At 38.6% G+C, this 21,457-nt stretch carries 18 protein-coding genes and 1 pseudogene; 6 read left to right on the top strand and 13 right to left on the bottom strand.

Features of this window, described 5'->3' with window-relative positions; genetic code table 11:
• Positions 1-23: 23 nt before the first annotated feature.
• The 7 genes and pseudogenes from BN53_RS02080 to BN53_RS02055 form a co-directional block, all read right to left on the bottom strand.
• The gene (locus BN53_RS02080) at positions 24-584 is read right to left on the bottom strand and encodes a hypothetical protein (RefSeq protein WP_009559240.1); all 561 of its coding nucleotides are present in this window, start codon (positions 582-584) and stop codon (positions 24-26) included.
• A gap of 18 nt (positions 585-602) precedes the next feature.
• Positions 603-1,049, bottom strand: a complete 447-nt coding sequence (locus BN53_RS02075) for a hypothetical protein (protein WP_009559239.1) — start codon at positions 1,047-1,049, stop codon at positions 603-605.
• A gap of 171 nt (positions 1,050-1,220) precedes the next feature.
• The gene (locus BN53_RS02070) at positions 1,221-1,739 is read right to left on the bottom strand and encodes a GNAT family N-acetyltransferase (RefSeq protein ID WP_009559238.1); all 519 of its coding nucleotides are present in this window, start codon (positions 1,737-1,739) and stop codon (positions 1,221-1,223) included.
• A 600-nt stretch (positions 1,740-2,339) separates the two neighbouring features.
• Positions 2,340-3,287, bottom strand: a complete 948-nt coding sequence (locus tag BN53_RS02065; RefSeq protein WP_009559236.1) for an alpha/beta hydrolase — start codon at positions 3,285-3,287, stop codon at positions 2,340-2,342.
• Positions 3,288-3,536: 249 nt separating this feature from the next.
• Complete coding sequence (locus BN53_RS02060) at positions 3,537-4,067, bottom strand: dihydrofolate reductase family protein (protein WP_009559235.1); 531 nt, start codon at positions 4,065-4,067, stop codon at positions 3,537-3,539.
• A 132-nt stretch (positions 4,068-4,199) separates the two neighbouring features.
• Positions 4,200-4,373: an LPXTG cell wall anchor domain-containing protein gene (locus BN53_RS09855; RefSeq protein ID WP_236695138.1), complete on the bottom strand. Its 174-nt coding sequence runs from the start codon at positions 4,371-4,373 to the stop codon at positions 4,200-4,202.
• 111 nt (positions 4,374-4,484) lie between these two features.
• A pseudogene (locus tag BN53_RS02055) lies at positions 4,485-5,336 on the bottom strand (Rib/alpha-like domain-containing protein); the annotation flags it as partial.
• Between the two features lie 245 nt (positions 5,337-5,581).
• Here BN53_RS02055 and BN53_RS02050 point away from each other — a divergent pair.
• A complete protein-coding gene (locus tag BN53_RS02050) occupies positions 5,582-7,339 on the top strand; it encodes a glycerophosphodiester phosphodiesterase (protein ID WP_009559232.1) in 1,758 nt (585 codons plus the stop codon).
• A 66-nt stretch (positions 7,340-7,405) separates the two neighbouring features.
• Here BN53_RS02050 and BN53_RS02045 read toward each other — a convergent pair whose 3' ends face one another.
• Positions 7,406-8,743, bottom strand: a complete 1,338-nt coding sequence (locus tag BN53_RS02045) for an MATE family efflux transporter (RefSeq protein ID WP_009559231.1) — start codon at positions 8,741-8,743, stop codon at positions 7,406-7,408.
• 53 nt (positions 8,744-8,796) lie between these two features.
• The gene (locus tag BN53_RS02040) at positions 8,797-9,264 is read right to left on the bottom strand and encodes a pyridoxamine 5'-phosphate oxidase family protein (protein ID WP_009559230.1); all 468 of its coding nucleotides are present in this window, start codon (positions 9,262-9,264) and stop codon (positions 8,797-8,799) included.
• Positions 9,265-9,570: 306 nt separating this feature from the next.
• Between BN53_RS02040 and BN53_RS09550 the strand changes: the two genes are divergently transcribed.
• The 3 genes from BN53_RS09550 to BN53_RS02030 all read left to right on the top strand — a co-directional run bounded on the left by BN53_RS09550 (position 9,571) and on the right by BN53_RS02030 (position 12,669).
• Positions 9,571-9,849 carry a hypothetical protein gene (locus BN53_RS09550; protein WP_009559229.1) on the top strand — a complete coding sequence of 93 codons (279 nt, stop codon included), beginning with the start codon at positions 9,571-9,573 and terminating at the stop codon, positions 9,847-9,849.
• Between the two features lie 493 nt (positions 9,850-10,342).
• Positions 10,343-12,187: a flavocytochrome c gene (locus BN53_RS02035; RefSeq protein WP_009559228.1), complete on the top strand. Its 1,845-nt coding sequence runs from the start codon at positions 10,343-10,345 to the stop codon at positions 12,185-12,187.
• 11 nt (positions 12,188-12,198) lie between these two features.
• Positions 12,199-12,669 carry a hypothetical protein gene (locus BN53_RS02030; RefSeq protein ID WP_009559227.1) on the top strand — a complete coding sequence of 157 codons (471 nt, stop codon included), beginning with the start codon at positions 12,199-12,201 and terminating at the stop codon, positions 12,667-12,669.
• Positions 12,670-12,955: 286 nt separating this feature from the next.
• On the opposite strand, the gene BN53_RS02020 is transcribed toward BN53_RS02030, so the two are convergent.
• From BN53_RS02020 to BN53_RS02005, 4 genes are all read right to left on the bottom strand, one after another.
• Positions 12,956-13,612, bottom strand: a complete 657-nt coding sequence (locus BN53_RS02020) for a hypothetical protein (protein WP_009559224.1) — start codon at positions 13,610-13,612, stop codon at positions 12,956-12,958.
• A 449-nt stretch (positions 13,613-14,061) separates the two neighbouring features.
• Positions 14,062-16,068 (bottom strand): beta-galactosidase, encoded by a 2,007-nt coding sequence (locus BN53_RS02015; RefSeq protein WP_009559223.1) that lies wholly within the window; start codon positions 16,066-16,068, stop codon positions 14,062-14,064.
• A 10-nt stretch (positions 16,069-16,078) separates the two neighbouring features.
• Positions 16,079-17,998 (bottom strand): sugar MFS transporter, encoded by a 1,920-nt coding sequence (locus BN53_RS02010; protein WP_009559222.1) that lies wholly within the window; start codon positions 17,996-17,998, stop codon positions 16,079-16,081.
• A gap of 192 nt (positions 17,999-18,190) precedes the next feature.
• Positions 18,191-19,198 (bottom strand): LacI family DNA-binding transcriptional regulator, encoded by a 1,008-nt coding sequence (locus BN53_RS02005; RefSeq protein WP_009559221.1) that lies wholly within the window; start codon positions 19,196-19,198, stop codon positions 18,191-18,193.
• Between the two features lie 224 nt (positions 19,199-19,422).
• Between BN53_RS02005 and BN53_RS02000 the strand changes: the two genes are divergently transcribed.
• The gene (locus tag BN53_RS02000; protein ID WP_009559220.1) at positions 19,423-21,303 is read left to right on the top strand and encodes a glycoside hydrolase family 2 TIM barrel-domain containing protein; all 1,881 of its coding nucleotides are present in this window, start codon (positions 19,423-19,425) and stop codon (positions 21,301-21,303) included.
• A partial coding sequence (locus BN53_RS01995; RefSeq protein ID WP_040537268.1) for a beta-galactosidase small subunit-related protein occupies positions 21,287-21,457 on the top strand: 171 nt, incomplete at its 3' end. The genes BN53_RS02000 and BN53_RS01995, both read left to right, overlap by 17 nt.

The raw sequence follows: 21,457 nt of genomic DNA, 5'->3' as shown, positions 1-21,457 counted from the left end.
AGGATGCTCTTTTTGTTATAGTATCAATCAATCTTCGAATCACTGAAGAACATCTTAGAAACCTCGTCATTTAATTCCCGACCACTAGCCAATATATATACGTAAGTATATGGAATGTTAGCCAACGCTTCATCTACCTCATCTATAAAGTAACATTTAAATAAAAAACCTTTTTTTGCAATCTCTTCACTAAAGAAATCTTTATATACTTGCGGAAGTTGCTGATATGACACTGGTTTAAAAATTATTCCATCACTTTTAGCTTTAGTTTTATGTGTTAACCACTCTCTGAAGCTTTCACGACTATCAACATAAATTTCAGATTTAAGAATATCGTCAAACTGCAAAAATATGAAATTTTTTTCTTCTGGAAATTTGGTAGCTCGATATTTTTGTGATTCTAGCAAAAAATCAATTAATTTTCTTTTGTATTTGCCAGAAATTCTAGTCTTATTGGTTTCTAAATCTGAAACAAAGAAAAATTCTTTTTCCTCTGGATCATTCAGTAGTGCTTTAAAATAATTGATATTATAGTGCCAATGGCGTTTTAATCCCCTTATCTTATATTTATCTGGACCAATCATAACTTTCTCCTTTTGAAATTAGTGCCACAAGATTTTACCACTTTTGCTTAGTGAAGCTACTCGATTATGGCGTTTTGAGCTATCTTCTAATTTTTTATCACTCCCACCGTGCTTACTAGTATCTTTTGATACCCTATAGCCTGTTTTTGGATCTTCCCAGGCATCTTGTCCCCTTACCTTTTTAGTGAATTTACTCGTATCGATATGATCTTTGTCCCTCAAATCTTTCTTAGGGATGTTCCTTTTATCCTTCTCTGTAAGTTTAGCCTTAGCTACAGAAACACCATTGCGATAAGCTTGTCCACCGATATAAACTGATGCAACACCAGCTGCAATTCCACCAAGTTTTCCAAACCCAACTCCACCAGAACCAAGTCCCATTTGATCTCGAGCTAAATATGGAACAGTAGAATCAATTGATTTGCTTGAATCTGCACTCTGCAGATACTGGCATAAGTGGAACAAGCACCTAAACAAGTAGCGCTGTCACAACTGCTAAAATCAACTTTTTGAATTTTTTCATAATTATCGCCTCTATTATTTATTATTTTAAATAATACTCATCAATTTCACGGTGTAAATAAAAAATCACTACAATTGACATAGTCTACTGTAGTGATCACAATTCTATTCAAATTAAAGCTCTTTCTTCAGTAAATAATCAATCTGTGGGTCATCGCCGACTTGATATACATGTTGGCCGAATCGTTTGAAGCCGTTTTTCGCATAAAATTTCTGAGCACGGATATTCTTCTCATAAACTCCAAGCCAGATAAACTGTTTGCCAGCTTCTTTGGCCAATTTCAAGGCATAATCCATCAAGACGCTACCTAGGCCTTGATGCTGAAAAGCCTTGCGAATGTAGATTCTTTCAAGTTCAAAGTGGTCGTCATCCATCTCTTCAGTCTGAGCCTCGCCTTGATTCACTTTCAAGTAACCTGCGATCTTAGAATCTACAGATAAAAAGAAAAACTGACTATCCGGATTTTGCAATTCTCGGCTTAGCTTATCATCAGCATAATTATCCCGCAAAAATTCTGCCATATCATCAGGTGCAGTAAATGGATCGAATGTTTCCTTGAAGGTTTCGCGTGAGATAGCCTGTAAGATCTTCAAATCAGATAAAGTGATGGGTTGGATTTCGTAATTTGCCATTAAGTGGGCCCCCTTTTCTTTTTATATAAATTTTGGTACTATTTCGTACTAAAATCAAGAAAAATTACTATTGCACTTGTCTACTCTCGCTTACCCATGTCTTTTGCTTAAGCCATCAAAAACTGTTATAATTATTGTAGATAAAAAAGAGAGCTACTGGTAATAGCTCCCTTTGCACAGATCCGTTATAAACGGTGGTAAGATTACATCAACTAAAAAGCTGCGAAACCCTGCCAAAAGTTATACGCGGCTTTTTAATTTACCTACCTAATTCCACAGATCGTGGAATGCTGCGATCATTTCTTTTAAGGCTATCAGCCACTTGGTTTTTTTGGTTAACGAAGTTAGAGTCGTAGCCAAGATACCAAGTAAATAGATCACAGCTATGACAGATCAAATAAAGGCTGCCATTAAACAAACTGTACCTCCTTTCATTGAGATTCGAGTCAAAGGTTATTACACCATTGGCACCACCTCCGTGAAATGAAAGTACCACCGCCTATACTTTTCTGTGCTAATAATATTTTAGCAAACTATGCTAAAGTTTACACTTCCATCTTAATTTTATGCCGCCTTAGGGCGGATTTTTTGTTCCAATTTCTACATATATTTCTTCAAAAACTTACCTACCTTCTGCTGATACTCTTTAGGATAAGTCGCAAAAGACCGTGCATGAGTTGCCCTCTTGGCGATCCATAGCTCTTTGGGCCCCTTAGTTGCCTTATAATTTGCATATACCATCTTAGTTGGAACGAATGGATCATTGCCACCATGAATAAATAGCATCGGCTTACGATTATGCGCTAAAGACTTAACCGCAGATGCATCTGCTGGCTCAAAGCCAAGCTTTGCCTTACATAAAAGCCCCAGCAAATTGACCGCTGTCTTTGCTACAGGCCCAGGTAAATGATACAAATCGCCAGCCTCATGCAAAAATTCACTCTTAACATCAGTATAGCCACAGTCCTCGATATAAACCTTTACCTGCTTAGGCATCTTGATGCCACTAGTCATCATCGTAGTAGCCCCACCCATACTTACACCAAAGATCGCCACCTTCTGCTGTTTACCTTCTTTAGTCAGCAGCTTCTTAATCCACTTGCGAACGTCATATCGCTCAGGCCAGCCATAGCCGATATACTTGCCCTGACTCTGCCCATGAGCTCGCGCGTCTGGCATTAAAACATTATAACCTAGCTTATGAAACATAGCAGCATAGGCTCCCATTGAGTCTTTGTTATTAGAAAAGCCATGCAATAATACCACGCTCTTATCTGAACTGGCAGGGATGTAATTGGCATCTAAGCGATAGTTGCTGGTATTAGATTTAATGTACCATTTTTGCTTTTTAGCTTTTTCATACCACCTTTTTTGTTCAAATAGTGGATCTTTCTTGCTCTGAGTAGAATATTTGTTTAAAACACTCTTGTCACCCGGAACAAAGGCAGTCTTGAAAAAATACGCTTCACTAGCCCCTACCAATACTAGTAATAAAGCAATAATTCCAGCAATACTTAGCCAAATTCTCTTTTTATGTTTTCTGTTCAAAATTTCAACTCCTATATAAAATTAATAAGATTAATTATACACTTTTTGATTTCATATTGGATATTGACATTTAAGGAAAAATGGTTGCTTATATGTGTATACCAAAATTTGTTATTTATTGAAGTTTGATTTGAGTTGGTCGGCCAGTGTTTTTATTATTCTATTAGTTTTAGTAACAACCTTTTAGCATCCATGTACAGTTTTAAAAAATTAACAAAAAACACCCAAATTGGGTGCTAAAAACTAAAATTATCTTCTTCGGTAAATCAAATCGGTAATACCGTTGTAGCTTTTGCTGCTAACTAAATGCAGATCTTGCTTAGCAAACTTGCGATTGAACAAGCGAATCCCTGATCCAAGAATAGTCGGAATAACATTTAGGTAATATTCATCAATTAACCCATCAGCAATAAGTGGCTGAATAACTTGGCTGCCACCGCAGATCCAGATTGTCTTGCCCTGCTTTTGTCTTAACTCACTAACTAAAGAACTAGGATCCTTTGAAGTGAAAATAATGTTTGATTCATTCGCTAAATGCTTGCTAGTAATCACATAAGTCTGACAGTTTGCATAAGGCCATTCATTAGGGCTCAACTCAGTTTTGAGTTGATGATACGTCTTATAGCCCATCACGACTGTATCTACTTCCTTGATAAATTCATCATAAGATTGGGTATCATTTTGTCCAGACTGCTCACCTGCTAGCCAGCTGACGTCGCCATTTTCAGTTGCAATAAAGCCATCAACACTCATCGCAATAAATAATGTTACTTTGCGCATATTATTTCCTTTCTAGCTGTTTAACAATTTTAGTATCTAACTTTTCCCTGCCATAATTGTACTTTGCTGCAGCAATTTTAGGCAAAAAAAGCACCTATATGGGTGCTTTGAAAAATCAGATGTCAATTAGAACTAATTTTCATCCTTTTTCTTCTTTCTGCCAATGAATAGTGAGGCTAAGCCTAAAAGCATTGCCATTGAACCAGCGAGGATTGAAAGATCGCTCTTTCTTTCCCCAGTTTGTGGAAGCGTAGACTTCTTGGACTTGGATTCAGCTACTGCGCCAGCTGACTTGTGGTCTGCCATTGGCTTAGCTGTCTCTGAACTGCCCTTAGTCTTGCTGCCCTTGCCCTTGCTATCCTTGTCATACAGAGTCAAGTGTTCCTTGCTGGTTGTTGACTTAGGTGCAACTAACTTAGAACCAGGAATTACATCTTGTGATCCATCTGGGTAAGTGATAGTTGCTGTGCCGTCATCACCAATTTCTACATTAGTGTTTGGTGGGAACTTGTCCTTGTTAGCATCTTCAACCTTGTCAGCATCAGTCTTGTTGTCTGGAGTGGTTGGCTTATCATCAGGTTCAGTGGGGTTGGTTGGAGTTTCTGGGTTGTCTGGAGTGGTATCTGGCGCTCCCTTCCACCAAGGTGCAGCATCGGTTCTGTTTTCTAATCCGGTACTCTTAGCAGTATCGATGAACTTTTCAAGGTCAATGGAGCCTGCTGGAGTACCAAAATCAACAGTTTGAGGGACAGTTATAACATTAGCCTTGGCTGCATCGGTTTCAGAACCATCCAAATTGTTAACTTTAGCATGGACAGTAACAACATCAACGGAACCGTCAATGTAGGTCACCTTGATCTTGCCGACCTTATCACCAGTTGTAATCGCATCGATTGTATCGGCGTTGCTATTCCATTCAAAAATAGTACCTTCTGGTAAGGCATCTTTATTAGTAATAAAGTCTAATGGACGAACAGTATCACGTTGGTTGTAGACCTTATCTTGAGTTGTTGGTTCATTAAATGTAGACAAAGCCTTCACTGTTACATTAACTGCAACATCCCGGGTTGAACCATCTGAGAATGTAACAACAGCAGTTGCTGGATAAGTTAATTCAGTTAACCCATCCATAATTGGTCTTGTACTTGGTTCTTCCTTCCATGCAATTGAAGTTACAGTAGCATTTGAAGGTGGAGTTACTTGAACAGCATCATGTACATCAGGAGCTGGAGTACCCCAGTTAACTACTTGGTCATGGACTGTGTATTTAGCGTTATCTGCAGCTTTGTCGGAGTCAGTAGCCTTTACTCCAAGCTAGCTGAAAATTTACTATAATAACTTCTCTCACAAGATAATTGTAGCGTTTTCAAGCATTGAACTAATAATAAAAAGCTTGTGAAATATTCACTTATCCTAGCATAAGAAAAATATAGAATCCTCCGATTAATCAAGATTGCAGCCGATTTTTTAAAATCATGTTATACTAGATCCAGTTTATTTACGGAGGAATAACTTTGAAAAGCACATTCAAAACTATTAATTCAATTGGAAAACTTGTTCGAAGTCAGTTATTTTATTGTCTGGTATTTTTTCTAGGGTTAGCTATTGCCAATCAAGTAGTCATCATCCCAATCTTTCGTTTTTTGATGACTTTGATCTTGCAGATGGCTTTAATTCCGCTGCTTTCCTACCAAAACATCCTAACCATTCTCTTGCATCATCCTTTGGCAGCTGGTTTTATGTTGCTAGAGTTAATCGCTCTTTTGCTAGTTATCTACTTCGAATTTGCCTTAACGCTCTGGTTTATCCGAGACTTAAGGGAAGGAGATTTTGGCAAATTAAAAAGGCAATTCCGACTCTCGGTCACTAACCTTCGCTTGTCGTCATTGCCTTTGCTTTTATTTTATACATTATTGATTTTACCTTTTGCTTCAGTCTTTTTCAGGACGCCACTTCTAGCCAAGGTAAAGATACCGGAATTTATTTTGGACTATCTAACTCGCAGTCCTTGGATGTTCTCACTGTTTCTAGTTTTATGGCTTTTATTAGCTTATTTGGGAATTCGTTATGTTCTAACTCTGCCTTTAATGGTAATGAAAGGCTACTCTGCTAGAGCTGCCCTTAAGTCCAGCTGGCAATTAACGCGCCGACAGTTCAAAGCCTTGCTAGGCAAAATTATCGCGCTAACCATCTTCAATAGCTTCCTATCTATTATGCTCATTACTATTAGCTACCTTTTGCAAGCTGGCTTTGATCACTGGGCCAAGCCTTGGGCTATGGCTTTTGCCATTATCAATCTCTTGCTAGTTCAATTAGCAATTGAAATTCTAAGCATTTTCAGTACGATTGTGGCAATCTCTTTCTTGCTTCCCTTGCTTGAGATTAATGATTCCATCATCATCCGCAAAATTCCAAGCTCAAAGAAATTAAAATTGGCCTTTGGGATCACTGCTAGCTTACTAACGATCTTTTATTCCCTTAATGCCCTGCTTTATTTCACCAAATTCGAGCAAACAAGGCCTTTGATTATTTCTCACCGCGGAGTCAGTCAGGAAAATGGCGTCCAAAATACCATCCCTGCTTTAAAATTAACTCATAAATTGCATCCCGATTATGTCGAACTTGACGTTCATGAAACTAAGGATCACAACTTTGTCGTAATGCATGATGAGAATTACAAGACACTAACCGGCGTTAACAAAAAGCCAATTGAGCTAACTTTAAGCCAAGCTACTCAGCTAACTGCCACAGAAAACGGCCATAAGGCTAAACTTGCTAGCTTTGATGATTATTTGAAAACCGCTAATAACTTGCATCAAAAATTGCTCATCGAAGTCAAGACCACTCGCTTTGATTCAGCCGGCATGCTTAAAAGATTCAACCAGCTCTATAGCAAAAATATCCTAAAGCATGGCCATTTATTGCAATCATTAGACTATAATGCAGTCGAGCAGCTCAAAGAAATCAATTCTAAATTAAAGGTCTACTATATTCAGCCTTATAATCTTAGTTATCCAAATAGTGTGGCTGACGGCTTTTCGATGGAATATTCAACGATGAATGAAGATTTCGTCGTTCAGGCTCACTTCAACAATAAGCCAGTCTTCACTTGGGATATGAATGAGGATAGCACCATCATGCGGATGCTTTACTATGGCGTTGATGGTTTGATTACCGACAATGTGCAGCTAGCCAGACAGGTAAGCCAGGAATATCTCAAGACTAGCAACTATGCCGACCAGATTCTCAATTTTGTGGCATTTAAGTTTTAAAAAATAAAATCAGCTCTCAATGGAATGTGAGCTGATTTTTTAGTAGATATTGAACTTTTAGGTGAATTAATCTTCCTTGCCAGCTTGCCTACTTATAGCTACCAGATTCAAATGCCGATACGAATATATCAAGGCAACTGAACTCAAGAACCAAGTCACTGGATAGATCCAATTAGCGAGGTTGATATTCTGATAAAAAGGTCTCGTGCCAAGCAAAACTACCAATCTTACCACGACCCAGCAAACCATCATCACCATCATTGGAATCGTGGCCTTGCCAGCTCCTCTCATCACTGACGCAATTAAGTGGGTCAAAGCAACCATGAAAAAGAAGAATCCGCACACTCTAGCTCTGCCAACCCCATAGCTGACAACTGATGGAGTAGGATCAAACATCGCGATTAATTGCGGAGCAAATAAGAAAACAGAAAAACCAATTGCTTCTGCTAAAAATACCGCAAACCAAACGCCAAAGCGTACCCCTTGCTTGATGCGGGTGATCTGGCCAGCGCCTAAGTTCTGCGCCACAAAAGTCGTCAGTGCCAAAGTAAAGCTCGTCACTGGCAAAAAGGCAAAACCTTCAACTCTGGTATAAGCCCCAATGCCGGCAACTGCATGCGCGCCAAACATATTGATGTAGGATTGAATCACCACATTAGAAATTGCAATCAACGAGTTTTGCACCCCTGAAGGCAAGCCATATTTGACCGTTAAATCTAGAATTTGGCGGTCAATTTTTAGATGGCGAATATCGACCCGGCTTGGCCCGGAAAATTTGCGCAGCTTGTTATAGGCAAGTAAAGCTGACAGAGTCTGCGCAATCACCGTGGCTAGTGCAGAATAGCCAACGCCAAGCTTTAACCAGGCAATAAAGATTAGATCAAAGCTGATATTGACGATCGAAGAAATTACCAAGTAATATAGCGGATTTTTGCTATCGCCGTTAGCTTGCAGAATACTGATAAAAGTGTTGTACATAACAAAGCCCATCGAACCTAGGAAATACACTCTTAGAAATTCGACTGATTCAGGCATAATGCTTTTGGGCGTACCCATTAAAATCAGGATCTGCGGCGTCAAAACAACCCCGATAATCGTCAAAATTAAACCGCAAATCAAGCCAAGTGCAACTATAGTTGAAACAGCTTGACGAATTTTGTGATCGTTTTTGGCGCCAATATACTGGGCAATTACGACCCCGGCACCCATAGCTAGACCTTGAAAAAGTCCGATCAAGAGCATAATCAAGCTGCCAGAAGATGACACAGCTGCTAGGGCATTAGAGCCAATAAAATTGCCGACTACTAATGAATCGGCTGCACTATACAATTGTTGAAAAAGATTTCCCAGAAAAAGTGGTATGGCAAACTTAACAATTTGCCTGCGATATGAACCCTCCGTCATAGAAATAGATTCAGTTTTCGTAAAAAGCCCCCCTTTTTTTATTCAAAGATCAACTAAAACTTAAAGCCCTTCTGAAAGATTGGCTGCTGGCGCAAATCATAAATTGATCCGGCAACTGGCACAATGGCAAAGGGACGCAAGATTTCCCTTCTTTCTGAGTGATTAGCCGAAATTTGTGCCATTTCGGGACGCTTGGCAAAGATTTCATCTAGATACTTGAGGTCAACTTCTTGAGCAATTCCATCCAAGGTAAAGCCAACACTGTCCAAGGTTTCATCCCCTTTTAATGCAGTAATCGAAATCTTGGGATGATTTTTTAAACGATTGTAGAAGGCCTTTTGATAAGTTGTTGCAAAAATTAGCTTATCGCCATCTCTGACTTCAATGTCAGCTACATTGGTATGTGGATCGCCATTTTCGTCAACTGTCCCAAAGATAACTGATTGGAAACTGTCGACTATCAATTGCAAGAATTCATCATTAGTTAGCTTGCTATCTAACATCGGAACTGGTTTACGCATGTCTACACACTTTCTTTTTTACAAAATTATTTACTTATTAAGTATAACTTAAATACTTCAGACTCTCCAATAATGTTCGCTAATTTAAAACAAAAAATTCTTAAAGCAAGTACTATTAGCTTTTAGGCTACTGTAAGCTATTTATGTTTACTGATTTATCTTTTTATTTGATTTTTTACTTAATATATGGTAAAAAATCATTAAATATTTATAATAAAGGGGTATGGATATGGATAAGATGAAAAAAATTGCAGTATTAATGCTCGATTATCAGCGTTAACAAACTCGGTCGTATTTAAATCAACTGTGCTAGCTGAAGAAAATAATTCAAATTCTACAATAACAACGATTACATCAAGAGATGGATACAAAGTTTTTTCTAGCCTTACTTCTAGTGAACAGCGTGAGATAATCCGTCAAGCTGCTGCTGAAGAAGGTATATACATTCCTAAGTATCCAGACAGAGGTGCAGCAAATTCTGCATTTAAAATTGCTCAATTTATTCTAAAAAACAGAACTAAAGTTACAAATGTAATCAGAACATTTCCAATATTTGCCCGTAACTGCTATAATATGGGTAAATAAAAAGAGAGCTACGTCCAATAGCTCTCTTGCACGGATCCGTTATAAACGGTGGCAAATGATATTAAACAAAAAGTCGCTTAACCTTCGCCAAAGCAGTTCAGCGGCTTTTTGTTTTGCCTATTTCTTCCACATCTAAATTTCTTCTCTTTACATTCATAATTACGTCTCCACATATCTCTTTACATTTCGTAATATTAAAATTTATATAAATAACGTACACAAATTCATTTATTTTTTCAAGCAAAAACACTTGGCTTGATCTGATCGAGGTTGAAGACCTTTTTTAAGCATATTATTTTCAATAAATAACATATACATTGATTTAAAAATGACCGTATCTAGAGTTTTAAAAGGAAAAGAATCTATAACACTTTTGTTATTGCATTATTACCCACAAAGTATTTCACATTGCCGTCTAAAAGCTATAGCATATTACTTGTAAAGAAAACGTTTTCTTATGGAATAATAAGCTAATAGAAAAGGACTTGAAATAATGAAAGCAGGAACATACGAAGTTAAAGCTAAAGGTCATGGTTCATCATTTATGCCGATGAAAGTTACCCTTTCTGCTGACCGAATCGAAAAGATCGAAGTTGATGCCAAAGGCGAAACTAAGGGAGTTGCTGATGAAGTCTTCCACCGTTTGCCAGAGCAAATCGTTAGCGCACAAACACTTAATGTCGACGCTGTCAGCGGGGCAACGATTTCATCAAATGGCGTAATCGATGGCGTTAGTCAAGCAATTGAACTTGCTGGTGGCGACAGCGATGAATTCAAGCACCGTCCAAAGCCAACTAAAGTAAGCCGCCAAGATATTGACCTTACAGCCGATGTCCTCGTAATTGGTGCTGGTGGTGCGGGCCTTGCAGCAGCTGCCAAGAGTCTTGAAAACGATAAGCAAGTTGTTATTTTGGAAAAATATCCACAAATTGGCGGCAACACTACCCGTGCTGGTGGCCCAATGAACGCAGCTGAGCCTGACTGGCAAAAGAAATTCCCTGCCCTTCACGGCGAAAAGAAAACTTTAAAGGAATTGATTGCCACTCCAGTTGAAGAAATTGACCCTGAATACCGCGCAGACTTTGAAGCTTTGCAAAAGCAAGTCCAAGACTACTTAGATAGCGGTGCTGATTATCTATTCGACTCTACTCTTTTGCACGAAATTCAAACCTACCTCGGTGGTAAGCGGACTGACTTAGAGGGCCATGAAATCCACGGCGACTACAACTTGGTCAAGACTTTGGTTAACAACGTTTTAGACTCAGTTAAATGGCTAGCAAAATTGGGCGTTGAATTTGATGAAAAAGATGTCACTATGCCAGTTGGTGCCCTCTGGCGCAGAGGTCACAAGCCAGTTGAACCAATGGGATATGCCTTCATCCATGTTTTAGGCGACTGGGTTAAAGAGCATGGTGGTCAAATTTTGACTGAAACTAGAGCTGAACATTTAATTATTGAAAGCGGTCGTGTTGTTGGCGCAACTGCTACTAAGGCTGATGGCAGCAAAGTAACAGTTCATGCCAAGGCCGTCATCTTAACTGCTGGTGGTTTTGGTGCTAATACCAAGATGGTTCAAAAGTACAACACTTACTGGAAAGAAATTGCTGATGACATTGCTACAACCAACTCCCCTGCCATTACTGGTGACGGGATCGAACTTGGTCTTGAAGCCGGCAGTGATTTAGTTGGCATGGGCTTTATTCAATTGATGCCAGTATCTGATCCAGTAACCGGTGAACTATTTACTGGTTTGCAAACTCCACCAGAAAACTTCATTATGGTTAACCAAAAAGGCAAACGCTTTGTCAATGAATACGCTGAACGTGACACTTTAGCAGCTGCTGCTATTGATAATGGTGGCTTGTTCTACTTGATTGCCGATGACAAGATCAAGGAAACTGCCTACAACACCACTCAAGAATCAATCGATGCTCAAGTTGAAGTTGGCACTTTATTTAGAGCAGATACTTTAGAAGAATTGGCTGAAAAAGTCGGCATGGACCCTGAAACCTTAGCAACTACGATCAAGAACTACAACTCATACGTTGATGCAGGCCATGATCCTGAATTTAGCAAGAGTGCTTTCAACTTGAAATGCGAAGTTGCACCATTTTACGCAACGCCAAGAAAGCCTGCTATCCACCACACAATGGGAGGTTTGAAGATTGATACCAAGGCTCATGTTTTGAATAAAGATGGTCAAGCTATCCCAGGACTTTATTCAGCCGGCGAAAACGCTGGAGGGATGCACGCTGGCAACCGTTTAGGTGGTAACTCTTTAGCTGATATCTTTACTTTTGGTAGAATAGCGGCTGAAACTGCTAAGGAAGAAATGTAGTAGGTGAAGTTATGTTTTTTAAGAGTCATTTTGGCACGGTTCTGACCTCAGTTCTATCAATCTTTATGGGATTGGTTATGGCACTTTGCGTAATTTTCCTCAATCATTTACCTTTAACTTGGGTAAATATCTTTGAACTATGGGCAGAAATCTTCTGGATTGTCTTTATCGTAAGTATGTTTATTCCATACAACACTTGGGGCAACAAGTTTGCAGAGCTCTTTCACTTAAAAGAAGGAACTGTCGCTTTTGCCTTAGTTCAAGGAATTATACCATCTGTCGTATTAAATTCATTCAACACCTTTATTTGTACGGCAGCTTCAATCTTCTACAATCCCGCTATTCCTCAAGCAGCTCGCATGGAGGCTTACATCCATGGATCATTATCTTCATGGATCCCATGCTTTATCGTTTCTTATGTAGCTTCATTTGTTGCTGTTTGGCTTGGCAAGATTGTAGCTCAAAAATTTGCCACAGAATAACAAAAACGCCTAGAAGAATCAATCTTCCAGGCGTTTTTATTTTGCAAAAATTATTGTACGGTCTCATTGCAACTTACAAATATTTCGTTAGTATCTCATCTGAGTAGTTCACTAAATCAAGACTAACTAATTGATTATACAAAAATTCTCGTGATGTGGTTAAGCGAAAATCATCATTGATATTTATTAGAGTTACTGCTTGATCTGTCACCTTACTAATAATGCCTTGATTATTCGCTGTGAAATTAAATGCATCCAGCGTCATAACCTTATTCTCAACAAATAACTATGAAAAATCCTCTTTTAATCTTGGCAATTTCTTTGTTAGCTCGTGAGGATCATAGCTACCTTTATTAAGTTGATATTTCTTAGCAAAAGATAAATATCTCAACACATCGTTATCTTCACTGATGTGTGTAATGTATTTTTTATTCAATACAGTGTAAGAGTCAAATTGACTCTCACTCGTGATGGAATCTAATAAAAATAAATCATGATTCTCATCCAAAATTCTTCCAACTACCGGCTCACCTGCTCTGGCGTCACCATAATGGTCAAGCATAATTTGAACAAGATCATCTGGATCATTAGCTGCAATAGATTGGGTAGAATTCAGCCAAGCACGCTTTACTTCTAAGTCAATACTATGAACTGAAGCAATAATGATATCCTCTAATGGAATCTCTAGCACATATGGTTCAAGCTCATAATCACGAAACTCCCTAAACTTAACTAATTGGTTACCAACTTCGACAATCTGGCCTTCATAAGTGCGGTTAGTAGAAGTTTCAATAGAAATTAGCTCATCACTTTTTAAACTATGCAAAAATTCTTCAATAGACTGACTAATGCTTATTTCTGGTATATAGTAACTATCGTGTACTTGATCCAATGCTTTTTCCGGAAAATCATTATAGGTCTGAGAAATCGATGATCTAATCATCTGTAGATACCATTATAAAAAGTAAAAAACTTGAGCATATCATTATTATCTAGATATGTACTATAATAATATTAGATTTAGCTAATGAAAGTTAGCTATTTTGATGACTACATCTTCATCTCTTGATATAGTCACGTTTTTCCAAACATCCTAGTGCATTGGAAATAATGATGCACTTGTTCGCGTATAAAAAGACCACTGATTTATTCCGTCGGTGGTCTTTTTATCTATACTATATTAACAGTTAAGTGATATTATTACACTTTAACCATTGTTTAAGCTCTATTCTTGAAATGTCATTCACCCTCTTGCCATCCAAGACAAGCGTGTCAGGCAACAATTTTCTCAACTCTTCCACGCCACGTTCTGGGGTACTCAAAAGGAAGTTAGAAATTGCGCCTAGCTTCCTTATTTATTGATCTAAATTCGAGGGAAAGAAATAGGATTTGTTACTTGGTTAAGACTTGGACATCCCATCCTTTCATTGAACTCTTAGCTTTTTCACCAGTTAAGATGTCTTCATAATCCGCAAATTTATTTGGCAACGTCTTTTCTTCATTACTCATGTTAAGCACAAAGTAAAGCTCCTTGCCATCATCAGTCACACGCTTAGTTACTTCAAGCTTATGGCTATCACCAACTAATGACTCAACACCGGTTTCAAGAACAATATGATTAAATAATTGTGTCAAACCCTGATAATCAAGTTTAGTACCAACATACCAGGCTCTACCCTTACCGTAGTTATTTTCAGTCACAGCAGCTGTACCAGCATAGAATTCATCGGCATAAGTTGCCAAAACTTTTGCATCATTTGGATGAATCAAATCACACATTAAGTTAGTTTCGTATTCTTTGCCATCCATCGTGACTCTAACTTTTTGACCTGGAACCATTGCGTCGCTTTCTTCAACCCAGATGCCGGTGACATCTTTCAATGGACCAGGATAGCCGCCAAGGTAAACATTGTCAGTTGAATCAACCATACCTGACATGTAGGTAGTAACGAAGTGGCCGCCCTTTTCAACATAGCTGTTGATCTTTTCAGCTAAACCTGCTTTAACCATGTAAAGCACTGGTGCAACAACCAAGTCATAGTTACTAAAGTCATCATCAACACCAATAATATCGGTTGGAATGTTGCGTTCATAGAATTGACGGTAGTAGTCCAAAATTGAGTCAACATAATTCAAATCTTGAGTAATGCCATCAACATATTCGTATGACCAGAAGTTGCTCCAATCAAAGACAATTGCGACTTTAGCTTTAGTCTTTGAACCTAAGATTGTTGGACCAGCTTCCTTTAATTTTTGACCCAAATCAGCCAATTCACGGAAGGCTCTAGTATCGGTTCTTTGTGAATGAGCAATAATTGCACTGTGGAATTTTTCGGACCCACCCACTGCTTGCTTTAATTGGAAAAACTGTACAGTGTCAGCACCGTGAGCAACAGCTTGCAATTCAGTTGCAGCCATTTGACCTGGACGCTTTAGTGGACTGTAAGATTGCCAGTCAACTTGTGAAGGTGCAGATTCCATTAACATAAATGGTTGATGCTTAAGGCTTCTCATTAAGTCATACAAGAATGCTGGCTTATAAGCAGGTGCGTCGTAAGTTGGATAACTATCATAAGAAATAATATCTTGATCCTTGGCCCACTTTTGATAGTCAATCATCTTGTTTGGCAAACTGTGGAAGTTAGTAGTTACAGGCTTTTCAGGATCGTACTTCTTGATGACTGCCTTTTCCATCTTGAAGAGGTTTTGCAAACTTTCGGATTGAAAGCGCAAGTAGTCGATTGAAAGGCCAGCAACAATGGTTTCGCTACTTTCTGGACCCCATGCATCCCCCAACTCGTTTGGAACAACAATTTCATCCCAGTCATAAATCGTGTGACTCCAAACATTCATGTTCCAAGCCTTGTTGAGCGCACCCAAGGTCTTGTATTTGTTTCTCAACCAATCACGGAAGGCGTTTTGACAATTTCCACAGTAGCAGTTGCCACCGTATTCATTGTTCACGTGCCAAACTACGATATGCGGATTGTCAGCGTAGTGCTGGGCCAATTTTTTAACTAACTCACTATCCAGTCTTTGATAATTCTTGCTGTTCGGACAGAAATTGTGCCGCTGACCAAAGACGTGACGTCTGCCTTGGTAATCAACTCTTGCGATATCCGGATACTTTTTAAACATCCAGGCTGGCATTGCGGCTGTTGCCGTACCCATCACAATATCAAAGTTTGCATCAGATAATTCTTGAACGATCTTGTCTAATTTAGAAAAGTCATAGACTCCTTCTCTAGGTTCAAGAACTGCCCAAGAGAAAATATTAATTGTAGCTGAATTTAAATCTGCCTTTTTAAAGACCTTAATGTCTTCAGGCCATGTTTCTTCTGTCCATTGATCGGGATTGTAGTCCCCACCATAAAGAAAACGTGATAATGTTTTTGTCATTTTTAAAACTCTACTTAAACTGGACTTCTACTACTTCATCACCGTGTTTTACAGTAGAACCTGCTTTAATTGGACTAGCTTTTTTAATTCTACCTGGTTGAGTGTAGAAGGTAACGATCATATCCTTGTAGCCATTCTTAAGAGTCAAATCACGATCAAATTCTAGTAATAAGTTGCCCTTCTTGACTTCTTGTCCATCATCATAATACGTTTCAAAGCCTTCACCACGCAAGTTTACTGTTCCAAGACCAACGTGGACGACTACTTGCAAGCCATTATCTGAGATAATCTCAAAGGCGTGTTTTGTACCAAAGGTAAATCTAATCTTACCATCGAATGGTGCATAGATCTTGCCGGCACTTGGTTTGATTGCGAATCCCTTTCCTGGGAATGGCTTACCATCTTCGTCGACGACGGAGGACATTTGCATCAATTCACCATCGGCTGGTGCGTAAATCTTTTGCTGTCTAGGTCTTGCTTTAGTTGAATCGTCTTTTTCAATTTCACCTTCAGCAAGCTTAGTCTTCAATTCTTCAACAACTTCGGCGTGTTTCTTTTCGGTCAAAGTTACTTTGCTTAAGAACACGATGATTGAAATTACAGCTAAGATTAAAGGAATATATAAGGCCATTGTATTAAAAGTGCTGATATCGTGTGCTGTCATGTCGGCAGCAGTTGCGGCACCTGTCATACCAGCTGCAATAGCTACATATCCAACCAAAGCATTAGAAACAGCACCAGTAAATTTATCGATCATTGGACGAACTGCCAAAACGACGGCCTCGTTTCTTTGACCACTCTTAAGCTGACCATATTCAATCGCATCAGTTAAGGTCAAAACAGTTACTAATTGAGCAAAGTTGATGTTGAATAAAACCAACCCTAAGTCCATTAACACAACATTATCACGGCAGAAAATGAATAAAAGATAAGCACAGATCATGCAAGCTTGACCTGCAACAAACAACCATTTTCTTGGAATGTACTTATTTAAAACTGGGAATAATGGACTGACACAGAACCCTACAATCGTTGCAGCAAGCCCTACAACCCAGAATTCACCTGGTTTACCAATGACAAACTTGTACAGGTAGAACAAAACCCCGTTAGTAATAGTGCTAGCAAGTGAAAAGACTAAGTAGGCTAAACTCGGCCAAAGAATTTGATCGTTATGGAAAATAGCACTGAAGACTTGAGGCAAAGTAGTTTTCTGCTTGGCTGAATTTCTAATTAAATTGTGCTTTTCTTTAGTACCTAAGCAAACAATAATGGCACAAACAATTGCTAAAGCTGAAATTACGGCCGCAAAGGCAAGCCAACCTGGTGCACCTTCTTCATGTTTACCAGTAACTGCATAAGTTACCCCAGTTACTAAAGGAACAACGATAATTGCTAAACCGTTCCAACCAATAGCACCTGAAAAGGCACCCAATGAAGTATAAATACCACGCTCATGTGAATCTTCACTTAAAGCCGGAACCATACCCCAATATGAAACATCGGATAATGAATAGAAGATATCAAAACCGATGTAGATAATTACGAATAAGATAGCGAAAAGAATCCAATTGCTTTGCGCTAAGCCAAAGATTCCAGTAAATAAAATTAATAATAATACTGCACTAACTACAGTACCCAAGAAAATCCATGGCTTAAACTTTCCCCATCTTGTTTTGGTATTATCAACTATGTTGCCCAAGATTGGGTCAATAACCAACTCGACAATTCTAATCACTACCATTAAGCCAGTGATTAAACCAATCAATTTATCAGCTACTGATTGCTCTAGCCCACTGAACATTCCGCTGGTAATAAAAATAATAAAGTATGCACTCATTACACCATAAAAAGCTGCGTGTCCTAAGTTACCCAGACAGAATGATGCATAGGAAATTATTTGTTTCCCTGAATTTTTATGACCGTTTGTCATAATGCTTCCTCCTAAATTGTTATCATCTGTAATCGCTTACACATCTTAGTATACGCTTAGTATCAGTTTTGGTAAATAATTTATTTAATATAACTAAATTATTTACTTAGAGTAAAAATAAAAGAGAATGCTATGCTTCAGCATTCTCCTTTCAAAATATTCAAAATAAAAAATTTTTATTTACTAAAAAATTTATTCAGCTTTAGGAATAAAGCTTTTACGTACCACCAAGTTAGTGTTCATATTCACATCAATATGCGCACGATCAGGTTGAATAATCAAATTGGTCAGCATAGTTAAAGCTAAATCAATCATTTCCTGCTGGTTGATGTTGTAAGAAGAAAGTGGTGGTGATACGTACTTCACTACATTACTGTTATTGATACTCAAAATTGCGGTATCTTTTGGTACGTTAATATTTTCTTCGTTAAAGGCCTGTAAAACACCAACTGCTAATGTATCAGAAGCAATTAAAAATGCATCTGGTAAATTGTTCTTGCACTTCTTTATTACTTCTTTGCCAAGCTTATAACCATTTTCAACGCTGAATGGTCCTAAAACGAACATGTTGCTGTCATCTTTTCCGCGAACCTTCATATATTCCGCAAAGGCAACGGAACGTGGATCATTTTCTTGAATATGATCATGCTTAGGACCAACACCACCAATAAAACCAATCGATTCATAGCCGTTTTTAATAAACAAATCAATAGCATTCTTAACTGTTAAAGTTAAGTTAGGTCTAATTGAATCGAACAATTCGGGAGCTGGATTAGTATCAACAAACACCCCATTTGGTAAAACTCCGTGCAATTTTACCAACTCAGCATTTTCGATTGGCGCTGCTCCTACTCCAATAAAACCTTGGAACAATGAGGCATTTTCAATTAAGTCAGCCGCATTATAAAAGGTCTTCATCTTCATTGATTCTTGCTTAACGGTTTCTACCAAGGCTTGCTTTAAAGAAGCAAAATACTCATCTTGCAACTGTTCTTTATGGTTAGTGCGGTAAAGAAGCGCAATTGTAGGCTTAATTTCCTTTTCTTGGTGGTCTTTCCAATAACCAAGCTTATTAGCAATTTCTAAAATTTTATTTTTGGTATCTGCAGTAATCGATAAGTTAGGATCATTATTGAGCAACCGCGAAACAGTCGCAGAAGAATACCCCGACTTTTGTGCAATTTCTTTAATAGTTGTCATAATTATTTATTTTCCATTTACTAGTATTCCTGTCTTTATTATACAAAATATTTACTTAATTCCAATAAAGATCAATTTTATTCAAAAATATTTTTCTCGAGATTTGCCAATTAATTTATTTACTTTTAAATACTAAATTATTTATTTATTTGATAAATTATTTAATTTGGTGTTATAATAAAACCGTTTTCAAAATATATTTTTTATAGAAACTAGGTCTTATCATGAAAGCAAATATCAAATGGCTTGATGATCCTGAAGTCTTCAGGATTAATCAACTGCCAGCTCACAGTGATCATCCCTTTTACAAAGATTACCGTGAATGGCAAAACCACAGCAGCAGTTTTAAACAAAGCCTCAACGGTGCCTGGCAGTTTCATTTTTCAAAAGATCCTCAAAGCCGGCCCATTGATTTTTACAAACGCAGCTTTGACTCATCTTCCTTTGACACCATCCCCGTTCCTAGTGAAATTGAATTAAACGGCTACGCCCAAAATCAATACACTAACATTCTGTATCCCTGGGAAAGCAAAATCTATCGTAAACCTGCCTACACCCTGGGGCGCGGCATCAAGGATGGCGATTTTAGTCAAGGAAAAGACAACACAGTCGGTTCATATCTTAAACACTTTGACTTAAATCCTGCTTTAGCCGGCCATGACATCCATATTCAATTCGAAGGCGTTGAACGGGCCATGTATGTCTATCTCAACGGTCACTTCATCGGTTACGCCGAAGATAGTTTCACACCTTCCGAATTCGATCTTACACCTTACATTCAAGCAAAAGACAACATCTTAGCTGTCGAAGTCTTCAAACACAGCACTGCTTCCTGGCTAGAAGATCAAGATATGTTTAGATTCTCCGGTATTTTTCGTTCAGTTGAACTCTTAGCCTTACCTCGGACTCATCTAATGGATCTAGATATCAAACCAACTGTTGTCAATGATTACCATGACGGTGTCTTCAACGCTAAATTGCACTTTATGGGTAAAACCAGTGGCAATGTCCACGTCTTAATTGAAGATATCGATGGCAAAACTTTGCTTAATAAAAAGTTGCCACTTAAATCAACCGTTGAAATTGAAAACGAAACTTTTGCCAATGTTCACCTATGGGACAACTATGATCCATACCTTTATCAATTAATCATTGAAGTTCATGACCAAGATGGCAAATTAGTTGAACTTATTCCTTACCAATTTGGTTTTAGAAAAATTGAAACTACCAAGGATCATGTGGTTTTGCTTAACGGCAAAAGATTAATCATCAACGGCGTTAATCGTCACGAATGGGATGCTAAGCGTGGCCGCAGCATTACCCTAGCCGACATGAAGCAAGACATTGCCACCTTTAAACACAACAATATCAATGCCGTTAGAACCTGCCACTATCCAAATCAAATTCCTTGGTACTATCTCTGCGATCAAAATGGAATTTACATGATGGCGGAAAACAATTTGGAGTCCCACGGCACCTGGCAAAAGTTAGGCCAAGTTGAAGCTACTTCCAATGTACCCGGCAGCATCCCCGAATGGCGTGAAGTCGTCGTCGACCGTGCCCGCAGCAATTATGAAACCTTCAAGAATCACACTGCAATCTTATTCTGGTCACTTGGCAACGAATCATATGCCGGCAGCAACATCGCCGCTATGAACAAATTCTACAAAGATCACGATTCTTCTCGCCTCACCCACTACGAAGGCGTCTTCCATGCACCAGAATTTAAGAAAGAAATCTCAGACCTTGAAAGCTGTATGTATTTGCCACCTAAAGAGGCAGAAGAATATCTCCAAAATCCTAAAAAGCCACTTGTCGAATGTGAATACATGCACGACATGGGCAACTCCGACGGTGGCATGGGCTCTTACATCAAGCTAATTGATAAATACCCTCAGTACATGGGCGGCTTTATCTGGGACTTCATCGATCAGGCTCTGCTTGTGCATGATCCAGTCAGCGGACAGGACGTATTGCGTTACGGTGGCGACTTTGATGATCGTCACTCCGATTATGAATTCTCTGGCAACGGTTTAATGTTCGCAGACCGCACACCCAAGCCAGCAATGCAGGAGGTTAGATACTACTATGGCTTACACAAATAATTTACACGTCGTTTATGGCGAAGCTAGTTTAGGAGTCAATGGTCAAGATTTCGCCTATTTATTCAGCTACGAGCGTGGTGGCCTTGAATCTTTGAAGATCAAGGACAAAGAATGGCTTTACCGCACGCCTACACCAACTTTTTGGCGGGCGACC

The sequence above is a fragment of the Lactobacillus pasteurii DSM 23907 = CRBIP 24.76 genome (assembly GCF_000297025.1).
GTDB lineage: Bacteria > Bacillota > Bacilli > Lactobacillales > Lactobacillaceae > Lactobacillus > Lactobacillus pasteurii.
The sequence above is the reverse complement of the archived record's forward strand: the minus strand, read 5'-3'. Positions and strand labels throughout refer to the sequence as shown.